Raw genomic sequence first — 15,502 nt, forward strand, 5'->3', positions numbered from 1 at the left:
GCGGGGGGCATTGCAAGTGCTGGATGAGATTGCTGAAGGTCTGCATCCGCCCCTTGCCGAACGCGTCTGGTCGTCGAAAGCGGGCCACGCGCTGCCAGGAGGCCGGCCTGCTCTGACAGAATCGCCGCGATGACAAGCGCCTCCCCGACCACAGTTCAGATCCTGGCTGCCGTGCTTTTCGCATTGGCGCTGATCCACACCTTCTCGACCAAGTTCTTCGAGCGCCTGGCCCACACCCGGCCCAGGCATGCCGGCCTGTTCCACCTGCTGGGCGAGGTGGAGGTGGTGTTCGGCTTCTGGGCCATGGTGCTGATCGTGGGCCTGTTTGCACTGGAGGGCTCGACGGCCGCCACGCACTATGTGGACACGCGCAACTACACCGAGCCGCTGTTCGTGTTCGCCATCATGGTGGTGGCCGCCAGCCGGCCGGTGCTGCAAATCGCCGGAGACCTGGTGCGCGGCATCGCCCGGGCGCTGCCCCTGCCTTCGGGCATCGCACTCTATATCCTGCTGCTGGGCCTGGTGCCCTTGTTCGGCTCGTTCATCACCGAACCAGCAGCGATGACGCTGGCGGCCCTGATGCTGCGTGACAGCCTGTTCGCCCAGCCGACGTCGGCGCGCCTGCGCTATGCCACGGTGGGCGCGCTCTTCGTCAACATTTCGATCGGCGGCACGCTGACGCCATTTGCCGCACCGCCGGTGCTGATGGTGGCCGGCGTCTGGCAATGGGACATGAGCTTCATGCTGAGCAATTTTGGCTGGAAGGCAGCGGTGGCCGTGGGCATCAATGCCGCCATGTTGGCGCTGCTGTTCCGCCGCGAACTGGCGACCCTGGCGCAATCGCAGGGCCGCACCGAAGAACCGGTGCCGCTGACCGTGGTCGCGGTGCACCTGCTCTTCCTGGCCGGCGTGGTGGTGTTCGCCCACCATCCGGCGATCTTCATGGGCCTGTTCCTGTTCTTCCTCGGTTTCACCAGCGCCTACCAGCGCCACCAGACCCCGCTGATCCTGAAGGAGGCGTTGCTCGTGGCCTTCTTCCTCGCGGGCCTCGTCGTGCTCGGCGGGCTGCAGCAGTGGTGGCTGCAACCACTCTTGCTGAGCATGAGCCCGGACGCGGTGTTCTACGGCGCCACCGCGCTGACCGCCGTGACCGACAACGCCGCCCTCACCTACCTGGGCTCGCTGGTGCCAGGCCTGTCGCCCGAGTTCAAGATTGCACTGGTGGCGGGCGCCGTGACCGGCGGCGGCCTGACCGTCGTGGCCAATGCGCCCAACCCGGCGGGCGTGGCCATCCTGCGCGGCAAATTCGAAGACCAGACGATCAACCCGCTCTACCTGCTCGCCGCCGCACTCGGCCCGACGCTGGTGGCCGTGCTGGCTTTCCGCCTGCTTTGAGGGCTCAGGACCGGCGCTCCACCAGACGCCTCCCGGCGTCCGTATAGACCTCATGCAGCGCCTCGATGCGCCGGCCCAGGCGCGAGGCGTCTTCGGCCGCCAGATGGTGGCCATGGTGCTCCAGGGTCGCCCGCGCCAAGTTGATGATGCGGGCGTTCAGGCTGCGCTCGGCCAACTCAACCAGCGCCTGCAAGGTGCGGCCATGCTGCTTGCTGACCAGGTGGGTCATGGCCTCGCGCGAGGCCTCGTTGATCTTGCCGGCGGCCTCGCGCAGCATGTCTTCAATCGGCGGCATCGGCGCCGCTGCCAGTTCAAGCAAGCGGGTGCGCGGGCGCGAAATGCAGAAGCGCTCGGCCACCCGACGCACCCAGATATTGCAGTCCGGCAAGGGGCAGTGCGGCGCGCAGCGCACCAGCAGTTGCAAGAGATTGCCCGCCATCTCGAAGCTGAACTCGGGCTCATTCAACTCTGCAGCCATGGCCACCAGGCCGGCGCGCGCCGCATCAAAGCGCCGCCGGGCCAGCGCCAGGGCCACTTCGCTGGACAGGCGCAGGCGGCGCACCCGCTGGCTGTCGGGATGGCGCCCGGCTGCCTCTTCCAGAAAGCGGCCGGCCCGCTCGCAAGTCTCCAGGGCCTCGCGGTCCACGCAGGCGATGGCCAGCGCCACCACGCCCTGGTAGTCCAGCGTGCGTGACTGCCCGCCCAGCGTCAACGCCGCACCGAGATGCTGAACGGCCGCTTCCGGCCGGCCCAGGAACAGCTCCAGCGAACCCAGCTTCTGCAGGCGCGTGATGTTGCCCGGCGTGATCTGCACCGCCTTGGCAAACACCTCAACCGCCGCCTCCAGCTTCATCTCTTCGAGCAGCGCCCGGCCGTAGACGTCATAGGCATCGGCATAGCCGGGGTTCTCGACCAGCAAGGTCTCCAGTGTGCGACAGGCTGTGGCCGAGTCGGCGGTGCTGAGCTCGATGCGGGCCAGGCCCAGACGCGCCCAGGGCACGGCCTTGTGGGCCAGCAGGGCCTCGAACATGCGCTTGGCCGCATCCAGCTGGTTCAGGCGCAGATACAGCTCGGAACCAATCCGGGCCGCGTAGATGCGGAACTTCTGTCCCTCGGCAAACATCACCTCACACTGCTGAGCCGCCTTCTCGTACTCACCAGCCTCGATGGCCCGAAACACCTCGCGGAAGGCCGCCTTGCGCTCCATCACCAGCCAAAAGCGATCCTCGAACTGGCCTGCGGTGATGGGCTTGAGCAGGTAGTCGTCCAGTGCGCCCTCCAGCGCATCGGCCACATGTTGGTAGCGAGCCTCGTCGGTCACCATGATGAAAGCGGTCTGCATCGGCAGGCCACGGGCCTGGCGCAGCTCGTCCAGCAGGTCCTGGCCGGTCATGGCGTCGCCACCTTGCTGGCGAAAATGGAAATCGCTGACGATCAGGTCATAGGGCTGCGGCGCACTGCGTATCATCCGGCGCGCCTCTTCCGGGCGGCGGGCGCTGGCCACCATGGGCAAGCCGAGCTGGCGCAGGATGCCAGCCAGCACCGAGCGCGTGAGGTCGCTCTCGTCAATGACCAGCGCGCGCAGCCGTCCCGCATCGGCAACGGCAGCCCTCGCAGACACCAATAGGTGTTGGTTTGTCACAAACACTCCCTGCCATCAGGCCACGGCCGAGCCTGTTCTGAGTCACGATAATGCCTCGTCTGGCCCCGCGCCAGTCCCTTGCCGGCCAGCCGCCGTCCGGAGCTCGCACCGCATGAGTCCATCTTGAGTCGCAAAGCCTCCAGCTCGCTTTTTATCGCGATCGCGACGGGTGCCGTCATCGGCCTGCTTCTGCCCGCCCTGATCATCGGCGGCTTGTGGATAGGACTGCGCGAGCCACAAGTGGCGCAGGCCGCGCTGGAACGCGACCTGGAAACCAAGCTCGACGTGCTGGCCAGCAGCCTGCCTGAGCTGCTGTGGAACCTCGACCAGGTGGCTGCGCGCGAAGTGGTGGCGGCGGTGATGAAGGCACCCGACGTTGTCCATATCAGCGTGGCCGACAACTCCCAGGGCAAGCCCTTCATCGACGTGCGCGCGCCCGAACGCAGCCGCGGCAACACCCTGACCAGCGCGCGCGACGTCTATCGCGGCAGCACGCGCATTGGCCATATCCGCATCGAGATCGACGACCACCTCTCCGCTGAAGCACTCAGCCGTCAGCGCTGGCTGTACGGTGCAACCGTGGGGCTGCAGCTGGCGATCTCGCTGGCGTTCGTGCTCCTGCTGCTGGACTCGCGCGTGATGAAGCCATTGCGTCAGTTGGGCGGTTTCGCCAACGACTTGGCGCAAGGCCGCTTCTCGGCCGAGCTGCAGACCGGGCGCCAGGATGAGATCGGCTTGCTGGGCCAGCACCTGGGCGACATGCGCAACGCGCTGCAGCAGCAGTTCAATGCGCAGCAGACGCTGATCGAGCGCCTGCGGGGCATGGCCGAGACCGTGCCGGGCGTGGTGTTCCAGCTGCGGCGCCACGGCGATGGACACTTCGAGTTCGGCTACGTCAGCGAGGCGGTGCGCGACTACTTCCACCTGTCAGCCGCCGAGCTGGCCACGGATGCGACGCAGTGGTTCCAGCAGGTGCATTCTGATGATCGCAGCGCGGTGATGAGCTCGCTCCTGAGCTCGGCCCAGCAATTGGCGCCCTGGCAGCAGGAGTTCCGCACCCACAACGCCGACGGCACGGAACGCTGGTTGTTCGGCAATGCAATTGCGCGCGCCGAAGACGACGGCGCCGTGCTCTGGCATGGTTTCCTGACCGACATCTCACGCCAGCGCCGCGACGCGCTGGAGCTGGAAGAGCACCGCAACCACCTGGAAGACCTGGTCGAGGCCCGCACCCGCCAGCTCGCTTCCGCCACCGAGGCAGCCGAGGCAGCCAACCTGGCCAAGAGCGCATTCCTGGCGAACATGAGCCACGAGATCCGCACGCCGATGAACGCCATCATCGGCCTGACCTATCTGGTGCGTCGGGACAGCCGCGAGGCCGAGCAGCAGGCGCGCCTGAAAAAGGTGGCGGATGCCGCCGAGCACCTGCTGTCCATCATCAACAACGTGCTGGACTTCTCCAAGATCGAGGCCGGCAAGTTCGAGCTCGAGATCGCCGAGTTCTCGCTGAGCCAGGTGCTGGACACCGTCACCGGCATGCTCGCCCAACGCGCGGCCGAGAAGAAGCTGGAAGTCCACGTAGAGCTCGACCCGATGCTGGAGCAGCAGCAGTTGCAGGGCGATGCGCAGCGCATCTCCGAGATCCTGCTCAATTTCGCCGGCAATGCGGTCAAGTTCACCGACAACGGCTTCGTCGGCATCAGAGTGCAGGTCGAGCGCGACCTGGGCACGGCGCTGCAGCTGCTGATCGAGGTCGAAGACAGCGGCATCGGCATCGCCGAAGAAGCGCAGGGCCGGCTGTTCCAGGACTTCGAGCAGGCCGACAGTTCCACCACCCGGCGCTATGGCGGCACGGGCCTGGGTCTGGCGATCTGCCGCCGCCTGGCCGATCTGATGGGCGGCGAGGTCGGCGTCGAGAGCCAGCCCGGCAGCGGCAGTCGATTCTGGTTCCGTCTGACGCTGGACAAGGCGACCAACCCGGCGCCGCAGCAGGCGCGCTTGAGCCGCAGCCAGGCCGCGCAGGAGCTCGCCAACAAGTTCGCCGGTACCCGGTTGCTGCTCGCCGAAGACAACCTCGTGAACCAGGAGGTTGCCGTGGCCCTGCTGGGCAGCGCAGGTCTGTCCGTCGATGTGGCCGAGGACGGGGTGCAGGCCGTGGCCATGGCTGCCACCGGCGCCTATGCCCTGGTCTTGATGGATGTGCAGATGCCGCAGATGGATGGCCTGGATGCCACGCGCGCGATCCGCGCAAGCGGCAACCCGGTGCCCATCCTGGCCATGACGGCGAACGCCTTTGACGAAGAACGGCAGCGCTGCCTCGACGCCGGCATGAACGACCACGTGGCCAAGCCCGTGGTGGCCGAGCAGCTGTTCGCAACGCTCAAGCTGTGGCTGAGCAAGCGCTGAGGGCCTCGGCCCCTACTGACTCTCCTTGATCAGCCGCCCCGAGCCGGCCTGGACCGGCCGCGCGTTCATCGGGTAGAGCCGGGCAAAGACATTGAGCTGGGCCGCACTCAAGGCCACCGGCTGGCGCATCACCAGCCAGAGCACGCCTTCGCTGCAGGGCGGCGTCGTCAGCGAGCCCATGAAGGTGTAGTAGGCCTTGTCGGCAGGCAGCAGCTCACTCAGGTCCATCTGGCCCGGGCCGGCCAGCACCTCGTGCTTCTCCAGCGGCAGATTGGCCCAGACCGTCTGCACCACCGGCTGCTTGGATTCATCCGACCCCTGCTCGAAAAGCACCGCCAGCACGGCCAGCTTGCCCTCAGAATCCTTGTGCACCAGGTGCGCCACCATCTCGAAGCTGCGGCCATTGATGCGCTCCTCTGCCGGACGATGGAAGTGGAACTGCTGCAAGGCATAGCGCTTGCCCATCACCTCCAGGCTGTTTCCCGCAGCCATGTTCACCTGCACGGTATGGCCGTTGTCCAGCACCGAGAAGGAGCTAGGCTTGTAGTTGAACGTGATCGGCGTCAGGTCGACCTTGATGCCGTCACGGATGTCGATCGGGCTTTGGCGGGTGCCGATCGCACATTGGCGGTACTCCGGCGTCAGCTCGGCCCAACGCTCTGGCCCGATATCGCCGGCATAGCCCCAATGCACCTCAGCCTTGGCCTTGCCTTTGGGTTCAGCCGTCTTCGCATCCGCCCGACCACCCCGGCCAGACACCTTGGCCGCATCGCCCCTGGGCGCGGTCTTGAGCCGCTCGGCCAGGCGCTCACGCAGCACGTCCAGCGGCTCCTCGCTGGCCGGGGCGCTGGCTGCGGCCTCGGCCTTTTCAGCCTTTTCGGGCGCGCCAGTCTTGGCCCCCTTCGGGCCGGCAGCCCAGACCGGCGCCAGCGCCAATCCCAAGGACAAAGCGAAGCCCAGGGCCCGCGGTGATTTCGACATGCAGCACTCCTGGCCTCGAAACGAGGCCTGCTGGCCTCTACATCGGCTGTTTTCCTAGCGGTCTTGAGCCACCTCGCGCTTGACCACATGCCAGGCGACAAGGCCGATCATCATCATCCCGGCCGAGGCAAAGGCCAGGGCGATGGTCGAATGCATCACCAAGGGCACCAGCACGCCGGCCACCACGCCGTTGGCCAGGCTGGCGATGCAGGATTGCAGCGAGCTGGCCATGCCGCGGCGGTCGGGCGCCTGGTCCAGCACCAGGAGCGTCACCACCGGCACCATCAGCGCCCAGCCAAAGGCAAAGGCACCCACCACCGGCAGCGCCCACCAGGCCTTGGCCGGGAAGGCCAGGTTCAGGCCGATATTGACGAGCGAGACCAGGAACATGATCACAAAGCCATGGCGGATCTGGCGGCGTGGCCGGATCTTGCCGGCCAGCCGGCCGCTGAACCAGGCGCCACCCATGATGCCGCCAATGGAGAAGCAGAAGAACCAGAAGAACTGCTGCGGCTCCAGCCCCAGGTGCTCACCGAGGAACACCGGCGCCGCCAGCACGTAGAGAAACATGCCGTTGAACGGGATGCCGCTGGCCAGCGCCAGCAGCATGAAGCGCCGGCTGGTCGTGAGCCGCCAGTAGTTGCGCATCAGGTCGCCGACGTGGAAGCGCTGGCGCTGCGTGATGTGCAGGGTCTCGGGCAGCAGGCGCCAGTTGGCAACAACCAGGGCCACGCCCAGGACCACGAGCAGCCAGAAGATCGAATGCCAGTCGGCATGGACGAAAAGGAAACCGCCCACCATGGGCGCAATGGCCGGGGCCACGCCGAAGAACAGCGTGACCTGCGACATCACCCGCTGCGCTTCCGAAGGCGGAAACATGTCGCGGATGATGGCGCGCGAGACCACGATGCCTGCGCCCGCCGACATGCCCTGCACCGTGCGCCAGAACACCAGCTGGCCGATGCTCGTGGACAAGGCGCAACCGAGCGATGCGGCGGTGAAGACCACCATGCCCCAGAGCACCACCGGGCGCCGCCCGAAGCTGTCCGACAGCGCGCCGTGGAACAGGTTCATCACCGCGAAGCCGAACAGATAGCTCGACAGCGTCTGCTGCATCTGCACCGGCGTGGCATCCAGTGCGCGGGCGATGCCGGCGAAGGCGGGCAGGTAGGTGTCGATCGAGAACGGCCCCACCATGCCCAGGCAGGCCAGCAGAACGGCCAGGGCCCAGCGCGGTGCGCGCCAGAGTTGGCTGGCTTCAGGATTCATCGGCGGCGATCAGCGGAGGGTGGGATGGGGGTGCGCAAGCAGTGTAGCGGCCGCCATTTGGCGGGCGTCCGGCGGCCGTGCGCTGCCGAGGCGCGGGCCGATGCAGCGCAATGGAAAAAGTGTGAAGCAAGCCGATAGGCCGGATTCTGTGCAGGCCCGGATGCTTGCGCATCCAGCCCTGTGACCGCCATTCCTCTGGGCCGGACATCACTGCCCAGCTCGGTGCCACCTACCCGCCAGCTCTGCGAGCCGCATCAACGCTGGCCTACTTGGTGTTGCTGCGCGTAGAGATTGCCCGTTTCACCCAGATCGGGCTTTGCCCGATCTGGGTGCTGTGACCTTTCGGTCACAGACCACCCGAATCGGACCCGGTCTGACTCGTCTCTGTTGCTCTGATCCTCGGCTTTCGCCGGGCAGCCGTTAGCTGCTACGCCGCTCTTTGCAGTCCGGACCTTCCTCCAGGGCCGTGTTTCCACGCTTGCCCCAGCGGCGGTCTGGCTTGCTTCACGGCGAACATTATCGCCTGGGGCTGTCACTACACTCGCTTCATGTTCGCCGTCGACTCCCTCATCACCCGGGCCGAAGCCCTGCTTGCACGCCTGGAAGGCATCCTTCCGCAGCCGCTGACAGCGCCCGATTGGGCCGCTTCCAGCGCCTTCCGTTACCGCAAGCGAGGCAGCCACGCGCTGCTGGAGCCAGTGCGGCATGTGGCGCGAATCCGCCTGGCGGACCTGAAAGAGGTCGAGCCGCAGAAGGACAAGCTGCTGCGCAACACCGCCCAGTTCGTGGCTGGCAAGCCTGCCAACAATGTGCTCCTGACCGGCGCCCGGGGCACGGGGAAAAGTTCGCTGATCAAGGCCTGCCTGAATGAATTTGCCGGCCAGGGCCTGCGCCTGATCGAAGTGGACAAGGCCGATCTGGTCAATCTGCCCGACCTGGTGGACCTGGTCTCAGGCCGGCCGGAGCGCTTCATCGTCTATTGCGACGACCTCAGCTTCGACGAGGGCGAGCCGGGCTACAAGGCCTTGAAATCGATGCTGGACGGCTCGGTGGCCGAGGCCGGCGACAACGTGCTGATCTACGCCACCAGCAACCGCCGCCACCTGCTGCCGGAGCAGATGCGCGACAACCTCGGCTACAAGCACACTGAAGACGGTGAAGTACATCCCGGCGAGGCAGTGGAAGAGAAGATCTCGCTGTCCGAACGCTTCGGCCTCTGGATCAGCTTCTATCCCTTCAGCCAGGACGAGTACCTGGCAATCGCCGGGCAATGGTTGCGCTTCTTCGGCCTCGATGAAGCAGCGATCGCGGCCGCCCGCCAGGGCGCGCTGATCTGGGCGCTGGAGCGTGGTTCTCGCTCGGGCCGCGTGGCCTATCAGTTCGCCCGCGACCTGGCGGGGCGCGGCGGCACCGAACCTGCGGCAGCCACAGGCAACAACAAGAGCATTCCGCCGGAAGGTCTGGACCATGTCTGAACAAGAAGAACGCGTCCCGGTGGACGTGGCCGTGGGCGTGCTGGTGCAGCGCGATGCCGCTGGCGCCGAAGGTCAGTTCCTCCTGACCTCGCGCCCCGAAGGCAAGGTCTACGCCGGCTACTGGGAGTTTCCGGGCGGCAAGCTGGAGGCCGGCGAGACGGTGGAGCAGGCGCTGCGGCGCGAGCTGCATGAGGAGCTCGGCATCACCATTGGCGCCGCGCACCCGTGGAAGGTCGAGATGATGGACTACCCCCATGCCCGCGTGCGCCTGCATTTCTGCAAGGTCTACGAGTGGCAGGGCGAGTTCGAAATGCGCGAGCAGCAGGCCATGGCCTGGCAGACGCTGCCGGTGCAGTTGCAGCCGGTGCTGCCGGGCACGATTCCGGTGCTGCAATGGTTCGCGGCCGAGAGGGCACACAGCGGCATCACGCATGTCGGCTGAACATGTTGACACCCCAGCGGCCTGAGGCCGCAGCCCTCCAGGAGGGCGCTCAGCAGGCTTGGGGCGGCCCGGCGCCTGCTGAGTACACTTCCGCGATGAACTGGCTCGATCAAATCAAGTGGGACGCCGACGGCCTGGTGCCCGTCATCGCACAGGAGCATTCAAGCGGCGACGTGATGATGTTCGCCTGGATGAACCGCGAGGCACTGGCGCGCACCGCCGAGCTCGGCGAAGCCGTCTACTGGAGCCGTTCGCGCAGGAAGCTGTGGCACAAGGGTGAGGAATCCGGCCACAAGCAGGTGGTGCATGAGATGCGCCTGGACTGCGACAACGACGTCGTGCTGCTGAAGATCACGCAGCAGGGCCATGAACCCGGCATTGCCTGCCACACCGGCCGCCACAGTTGCTTCTTTCAGCGCCTGGAGAAGGGCAATTGGCAGGCCGTGGAGCCGGTGCTGAAAGACCCCGAGAGCATCTACAAATGAACGAGCAGCAAGTGCTGGCCCGCGTGGCCGAGGTGATCGAATCGCGCAAGCCGGCCAATGGCGGCGACCCCGCGGGCAGCTATGTGGCCAAGCTGTTCGACAAGGGGCTGGACGCGATCCTGAAGAAGGTCGGCGAAGAAGCCACCGAGCTGGTCATGGCAGCCAAGGACGGCGACGCCCGGAAGCTGACCTACGAAGTGGCCGACCTGTGGTTCCATTCGATGATTGCCCTAGCCGCCTTCGACCTGAAGCCGGCCGATGTGCTGGCCGAGCTGGCCCGCCGCGAAGGCCTGTCCGGTTTGCAGGAATTTGCACAACGTCCTCACAACTGAAGCAGCCATGTCGCACGATCCGAACTGCATCTTCTGCAAAATTGTCGCGGGCCAGATTCCTTCGAAGAAGGCCTATGAAGACGAGCACCTGCTCGCCTTTCACGACATCCATCCGTGGGCGCCCGTCCATGTGCTGATCATCCCGAAGCAGCACATCGCCACGCACGCGGAGCTCGGCACCGAACATGCCGAGCTGGCTGGCCGCATGCTCTTGCTGGCGCCCAGGCTGATGAAGGAGCTGGGTGTCGGCAACGGTTTCCGCACCGTGATCAACACCGGGCCTGACGGCGGCCAGGAGGTCTATCACCTCCACATGCACGTCATGGGCGGCCCTCGCCCCTGGCTCAAAGGCTAGCAATCGGGGCCTGTCACACAGGCCAACTAGAATCTCTCAAACGTTTTCTGGAGAAACACCATGGGTTCACTCAGCATTTGGCACTGGCTGATCGTGCTGGTCGTCGTCGTGCTGATCTTTGGCACCAAGAAGCTGAAGAATGTCGGCTCCGACCTCGGCTCTGCCGTCAAGGGTTTCAAGGACGGCATGAAGGACGGCGCTGCCGACACGCCGCCACAGCAAGTCACGGCCAACAAGACGAACGACGCCAACACCGTCGACGTCGAAGCCAAGACCAAGGGTTGATCAGGTCCGCGCCGCTGCATGCTTGATTTCGGTTTCGACAAACTGGCGCTGATCGGCGCGGTGGCGCTCATCGTCATCGGGCCGGAAAAACTGCCGCGCGTGGCCCGCACCGTGGGCCACCTGCTGGGCAAGGCCCAACGCTATGTGGCCGACGTCAAGGCCGAGGTCAATCGCTCCATCGAGCTCGACGAGCTCAAGAAGATGAAGACCCAGATGGAAACCGCTGCCCAGGACATGGAACAGTCGGTACGCCAGGAGGTGGCGAGCGCCGGCCAGGTGTTCGAGTCCAGTTGGTCCGGGCTCGAAGATGGCAGCGGCAGCGACCCTGACTATCTGGGCCACAGCATTGCGCCGCCCCGCTATTTATCGCCCAAGAAGAACTGGCGACTCAAACGCGGCGCCACGCCCCAGTGGTACAAGCAGCGCGAGGGCGTGCGCCGCAACGTCCAGTCCGGTGCCGCTCGCGTGGCTCGCTTTCGGCCACGGAAATCGACATGACAGTTGAGAAAGAAGACGAACTGGCGGGCACCGAGCAGCCCTTCGTCTCCCATTTGATCGAGCTGCGCGACCGCCTGCTCAAGGCCGTCTACGGCCTGGCGGTGGCGGTGGCAGCGCTGGCCATCTGGCCGGGCGCCAGCGGTCTGATCGACTTCCTGGCACAGCCGATCCGCGCCCACATGCCGGTGGACGCCAAGCTGATCGCTGTCGGCGTGTTCTCGCCCTTCTTCATTCCGCTGAAGGTGCTCCTGATGGCGGCGATGCTGCTGGCGCTGCCCTGGCTGCTTTATCAGGCCTGGGCTTTCGTGGCGCCAGGGCTGTACAGCCATGAGAAGCGCTTCGCCCTGCCCCTGATCTTCTTCGGCAGCCTGCTGGCCTATGCCGGCATCGCCTTCGTCCAGCTCTTCGTGCTGGACCGGATGTTCGCCTTCATCCAGGCCATGACACCGGCCTCGGTCGCGGCCACGCCGGACATCGCCTCCTATGTGGAGGCCATCCTCGGGCTCTACATCGCCTTCAGCCTGGCCTTTCAGGTGCCCATCGTGGTGGTACTGCTGGTCAAGGTGGGCATGGTGACGGTGGAACAGCTGGTGACCTTCCGCAGCTATTTCATCGTCGTGGCCTTCGTGGTCTCGGCGCTGATCACGCCACCCGACGTCGTCTCGATGCTGGCGCTGGCGATTCCGATGTGCCTGCTCTACGAGATTGGCATCATGGCGACCAAGCTCTTCATCAAGCCCAAGCGGGTCGAGGCGGAAACCGAGGCCTGAGGCCCCGGCCCTTCACTCCTTGGCCGGCGGCCGCGGTCGCTGCTGCACCAGCAGCTCGATCTGCAGGGCCTTGTCGCCCCGTTGCACTGAAATTTGCGCCTTCGACTTGGGCGCAAGAGCAGCCACTGCGGTGAGCAATTCACCAGGGCTGCGTACCGGCGTGCCGGCCACGCGGGTGACCACGTCGCCCGGCTTGATGCCGGCCTTCTCTGCGGGCGCATTGAGCAGCACGCCGCTGACCAGCACGCCCTCGCGCACCTTCAGCTTGAAGGCCTCGATGAACTCCTCGTTCAGCTCGCGGGTCTGCACACCAATCCAGCCGCGCGCGACCTGGCCATCACGCACCAGCGACTCCATCACCTGGCGTGCCGTGCTGACCGGGATCGCGAAGCCGATGCCGAGACTGCCACCAGAACGCGAATAGATCGCCGTGCTGATGCCCACCAGCGCGCCATCGGCATCGACCAGCGCGCCGCCAGAGTTGCCGGGGTTGATCGCCGCATCGGTCTGGATGAAGTTCTCGAAGATGTTGATGCCGAGTTCCTTGCGGCCCATGGCGCTGACGATGCCCGACGTCACCGTCTGGCCGACATTGAACGGGTTGCCGATGGCCAGCACCGTATCGCCCACCGCCAGCTCCTCGATGCGACCGAACTCGATCACCGGCAAATCGCGCAAGCCGACCCGAAGCACGGCAAGATCCGTTTCAGGGTCGGTACCCACCAGTTCGGCCTTGGCCTGGCGACCGTCGTTCAGCCGCACCTCGATGTCGGACGCGCCCTCGACGACATGGTTGTTGGTGAGCAGGTAGCCGTCCGCGGTGACGATCACGCCCGAGCCCAGGCCCACCTGCGGCGAGCGCTGCACCTCGCCGCGCAGGCCTTCATGAAAACGGAACCAGGGGTCCTGCTTGTCACGCGCCGGTGCCTTGCTGGCCATGATGGTGACCACCGCCGGTGCCGCATTGCGGGCGGCAGCACGCAGGCCGTGGCCGTCTTCGCGGGAAGCACTCGCTTCACGCGGCGGATTGCTGGTGAGCTTCAGAGGTGCCGATGCGCCTAGACTCTGGCGCAGCGGTTTGAGCTCGGGACGGCGCAGCCAGTCGGGCTTGAGCGTCGCGATCACAAACAACACCGCCAATGCCACCGTCGTGGCCTGGGCGAAAATCAGCCAAAGTCTGCGCACCAAGAGCTCCCACCATGCAACGCACCGAACTCGACCGCTACCTCGGCACACTGCTCGAGGTCGGACGCTTCAAGGATTATGGGCCGAACGGTTTGCAGGTCGAGGGCCGCAGCGAGGTCCACAAGCTGGTTTGCGGCGTCACGGCAAGCCTCGCACTGATCGAGGCGGCGATTGACGCCGGCGCAGACGCCCTGCTCGTTCACCATGGCCTGTTCTGGCGCGGCCAGGACGGCCGCGTCACCGGCTGGATGAAGCAACGGCTGCAGAAGCTGTTGTCGGCCGAGGTCAATCTGTTCGCCTTCCACCTGCCACTCGATGCGCATGCATCGCTGGGCAACAACGCGCAGCTCGGCGGGCGCTTCGGCTGGCAGGCCGATGGCCGCTTCGGCGAACAGGACCTGGGATTTGTCGGCCCGTTGGCCGAACAGACATTGACCGAACTTCAGCAACAACTGCAATTGGTGCTGGGCCGCGAACCCACCGTCGCGGCGGGGGACGGCCGCCCGCTGCGCCGCATCGCCTGGTGCACAGGCGGCGCGCAAGGCTACTTCGAAGCCGCGATCGCCGCCGGGGCCGACGTCTTCGTGACCGGCGAGATTTCCGAGCCGCAGGCGCACCTGGCAGCCGAAACCGGCGTGGCCTTCGTGGCCGCGGGCCACCACGCAACCGAGCGCTACGGCATCAAGGCGCTGGGCGAGCACCTGGCCGGCCAGTTCGGGCTGGAGCAGCAGTTCATCGACCTGCCCAATCCGGCATGAGCAGGAAGCCAATCCTGATAACGATGGGCGATGCCGCTGGCATAGGCCCGGAGATCATTGCCAAGCTCTGGGCCTTGGCGCACCCGCCCGAAGATGTCTGCGTCATCGGTGACGCCGACGTGATGCGCCGAGCCATCAGGCAATTGGGCATGACGTTGCCCGTGGCGTTGCTGGACCGCCCCGATGAACCGGCACCGCCGTGCAGCCTGCCGCTCTGGCAGCCCGCAGGCCTGCCGCTCGACCTTGCAGATTGCCCGCTGGGCAAGGTCGATGCCCGCGCTGGCGCCGCCGCCGCACACTGCATCGAGGCGGCCGTGCGCGCCGTGCAGGCTGGTCAGGGCCGGGCCATCGTCACTGCACCCATCCACAAGGAAGCCTTGCACGCAGCCGGCGTGCCCTACCCCGGCCACACCGAGATGCTGCAGGCGCTCGCCGCGAAGCCCGGCGAGGCACTGCCACCGGTGCGCATGATGCTGGCCAATGAAGAGCTACGCACGGTCCTGGTGACCATCCACATGTCGCTGCGCAAGGCGATCGAGGCAATCACTCTCGATTCCGTCCTGCAGACCCTGCGCATCACCGATGCAGCACTGCGCCTCTTCGGCATCGAGAAGCCGAGGATTGCCGTGGCAGGCCTCAACCCGCATGCCGGCGAAGGCGGCTTGTTCGGTGACGAGGAAATTCAATTCATCGCGCCGGCCATTCAGCAGGCAAAGAGCGAGGGCATGGCCGCCAGCGGCCCCTTCGCGCCGGACACCGTCTTCATGCGTGCCCGCCGGGGCGAGTTCGATGCGGTGGTCGCCATGGTCCACGACCATGGCCTGATCCCGGTGAAGTACCTGGGCGTGGAGCAAGGCGTCAACGTGACGCTGGGCCTGCCCTTCGTGCGCACGAGCCCGGACCATGGCACGGCATTCGATATTGCCGGAAGGGGCCTTGCGGACGAGTCAAGCCTGCGTGCAGCGCTGGCCTTGGCAAGTCGCCTCAGCCGCATCTGAGTCGGCAAGTATGTGGATGGAAAATTCGCCTCAGCGCCCGTTGGCGAACAAAATGGACACCAGGTGCAAATCGTCATGTCCACACGCTTGATCATGCTGGGCGCCAGATGGGGGCCCTTGGCGCTAGGCGCGCTCGCCTGGATAGCGATGTTGCAGCGCTCAATGAGCGCCCTCGAGCCTGCAGTCGCGATACTCTGCTGTGTACTTTCCCTGCTCTTCTTCTTGG

16 protein-coding genes and 1 other RNA gene are annotated in these 15,502 nt (G+C 65.9%); 12 read left to right on the forward strand and 5 right to left on the reverse strand.

From position 1 onward, the window contains the following. Positions 1–129: 129 nt before the first annotated feature. Positions 130–1,395: a putative Na+/H+ antiporter gene (locus V3596_RS17000; RefSeq protein WP_334278993.1), complete on the forward strand. Its 1,266-nt coding sequence runs from the start codon at positions 130–132 to the stop codon at positions 1,393–1,395. Positions 1,396–1,399: 4 nt separating this feature from the next. Here the strand turns inward: V3596_RS17000 and V3596_RS17005 are convergent, their stop codons facing one another. Next, positions 1,400–3,037, reverse strand: a complete 1,638-nt coding sequence (locus tag V3596_RS17005) for a response regulator (RefSeq protein ID WP_334278994.1) — start codon at positions 3,035–3,037, stop codon at positions 1,400–1,402. 123 nt (positions 3,038–3,160) lie between these two features. On the opposite strand from V3596_RS17005, the gene V3596_RS17010 reads away from it, so the two are divergent. Further along, complete coding sequence (locus tag V3596_RS17010; RefSeq protein ID WP_334278995.1) at positions 3,161–5,443, forward strand: ATP-binding protein; 2,283 nt, start codon at positions 3,161–3,163, stop codon at positions 5,441–5,443. A 12-nt stretch (positions 5,444–5,455) separates the two neighbouring features. Here V3596_RS17010 and V3596_RS17015 read toward each other — a convergent pair whose 3' ends face one another. The 3 genes from V3596_RS17015 to rnpB form a co-directional block, all read right to left on the reverse strand. Beyond that, the gene (locus V3596_RS17015; protein WP_334278996.1) at positions 5,456–6,424 is read right to left on the reverse strand and encodes a carbonic anhydrase; all 969 of its coding nucleotides are present in this window, start codon (positions 6,422–6,424) and stop codon (positions 5,456–5,458) included. A 54-nt stretch (positions 6,425–6,478) separates the two neighbouring features. Continuing rightward, positions 6,479–7,693 carry a multidrug effflux MFS transporter gene (locus tag V3596_RS17020; RefSeq protein ID WP_334278997.1) on the reverse strand — a complete coding sequence of 405 codons (1,215 nt, stop codon included), beginning with the start codon at positions 7,691–7,693 and terminating at the stop codon, positions 6,479–6,481. Positions 7,694–7,812: 119 nt separating this feature from the next. Continuing rightward, positions 7,813–8,199: RNase P RNA component class A (gene rnpB / locus V3596_RS17025), an RNA gene on the reverse strand. 42 nt (positions 8,200–8,241) lie between these two features. On the opposite strand from rnpB, the gene V3596_RS17030 reads away from it, so the two are divergent. The 8 genes from V3596_RS17030 (at position 8,242) to tatC (ending at position 12,335) form a co-directional block, all read left to right on the forward strand. Next, a complete protein-coding gene (locus V3596_RS17030) occupies positions 8,242–9,168 on the forward strand; it encodes an ATP-binding protein (protein WP_334278998.1) in 927 nt (308 codons plus the stop codon). After that, the gene (locus tag V3596_RS17035) at positions 9,161–9,610 is read left to right on the forward strand and encodes an NUDIX domain-containing protein (protein ID WP_334278999.1); all 450 of its coding nucleotides are present in this window, start codon (positions 9,161–9,163) and stop codon (positions 9,608–9,610) included. Before V3596_RS17030 ends, V3596_RS17035 begins: the two co-directional genes overlap by 8 nt. Positions 9,611–9,705: 95 nt before the next feature. Further along, positions 9,706–10,095, forward strand: coding sequence for a phosphoribosyl-AMP cyclohydrolase (gene hisI / locus V3596_RS17040; RefSeq protein ID WP_334279000.1), 390 nt, complete (start codon positions 9,706–9,708; stop codon positions 10,093–10,095). Then, positions 10,092–10,427, forward strand: a complete 336-nt coding sequence (locus V3596_RS17045) for a phosphoribosyl-ATP diphosphatase (protein WP_334279001.1) — start codon at positions 10,092–10,094, stop codon at positions 10,425–10,427. The genes hisI and V3596_RS17045 overlap by 4 nt, the downstream gene beginning before the upstream one ends. 7 nt (positions 10,428–10,434) lie before the next feature. After that, a complete protein-coding gene (locus tag V3596_RS17050; protein WP_334279002.1) occupies positions 10,435–10,782 on the forward strand; it encodes a histidine triad nucleotide-binding protein in 348 nt (115 codons plus the stop codon). A 60-nt stretch (positions 10,783–10,842) separates the two neighbouring features. Next, the gene (gene tatA / locus V3596_RS17055) at positions 10,843–11,067 is read left to right on the forward strand and encodes a Sec-independent protein translocase subunit TatA (RefSeq protein WP_334279003.1); all 225 of its coding nucleotides are present in this window, start codon (positions 10,843–10,845) and stop codon (positions 11,065–11,067) included. Between the two features lie 18 nt (positions 11,068–11,085). Beyond that, positions 11,086–11,565, forward strand: coding sequence for a Sec-independent protein translocase protein TatB (gene tatB, locus V3596_RS17060; RefSeq protein WP_334279004.1), 480 nt, complete (start codon positions 11,086–11,088; stop codon positions 11,563–11,565). Further along, on the forward strand, positions 11,562–12,335 hold the full coding sequence (gene tatC, locus V3596_RS17065) for a twin-arginine translocase subunit TatC (protein ID WP_334279005.1): 774 nt from the start codon (positions 11,562–11,564) through the stop codon (positions 12,333–12,335). The genes tatB and tatC overlap by 4 nt, the downstream gene beginning before the upstream one ends. 12 nt (positions 12,336–12,347) lie before the next feature. Here tatC and V3596_RS17070 read toward each other — a convergent pair whose 3' ends face one another. Further along, a complete protein-coding gene (locus V3596_RS17070) occupies positions 12,348–13,520 on the reverse strand; it encodes a S1C family serine protease (protein WP_334279006.1) in 1,173 nt (390 codons plus the stop codon). A 14-nt stretch (positions 13,521–13,534) separates the two neighbouring features. On the opposite strand from V3596_RS17070, the gene V3596_RS17075 reads away from it, so the two are divergent. Next, positions 13,535–14,278, forward strand: a complete 744-nt coding sequence (locus tag V3596_RS17075) for a Nif3-like dinuclear metal center hexameric protein (protein ID WP_334279007.1) — start codon at positions 13,535–13,537, stop codon at positions 14,276–14,278. Beyond that, positions 14,275–15,276, forward strand: coding sequence for a 4-hydroxythreonine-4-phosphate dehydrogenase PdxA (gene pdxA, locus V3596_RS17080; protein ID WP_334279008.1), 1,002 nt, complete (start codon positions 14,275–14,277; stop codon positions 15,274–15,276). The genes V3596_RS17075 and pdxA overlap by 4 nt, the downstream gene beginning before the upstream one ends. The last annotated feature ends 226 nt before the right edge of the window (positions 15,277–15,502 follow it).

It is taken from the genome of Roseateles microcysteis (assembly GCF_036880965.1).
Lineage (GTDB): Bacteria > Pseudomonadota > Gammaproteobacteria > Burkholderiales > Burkholderiaceae_C > JAUASW01.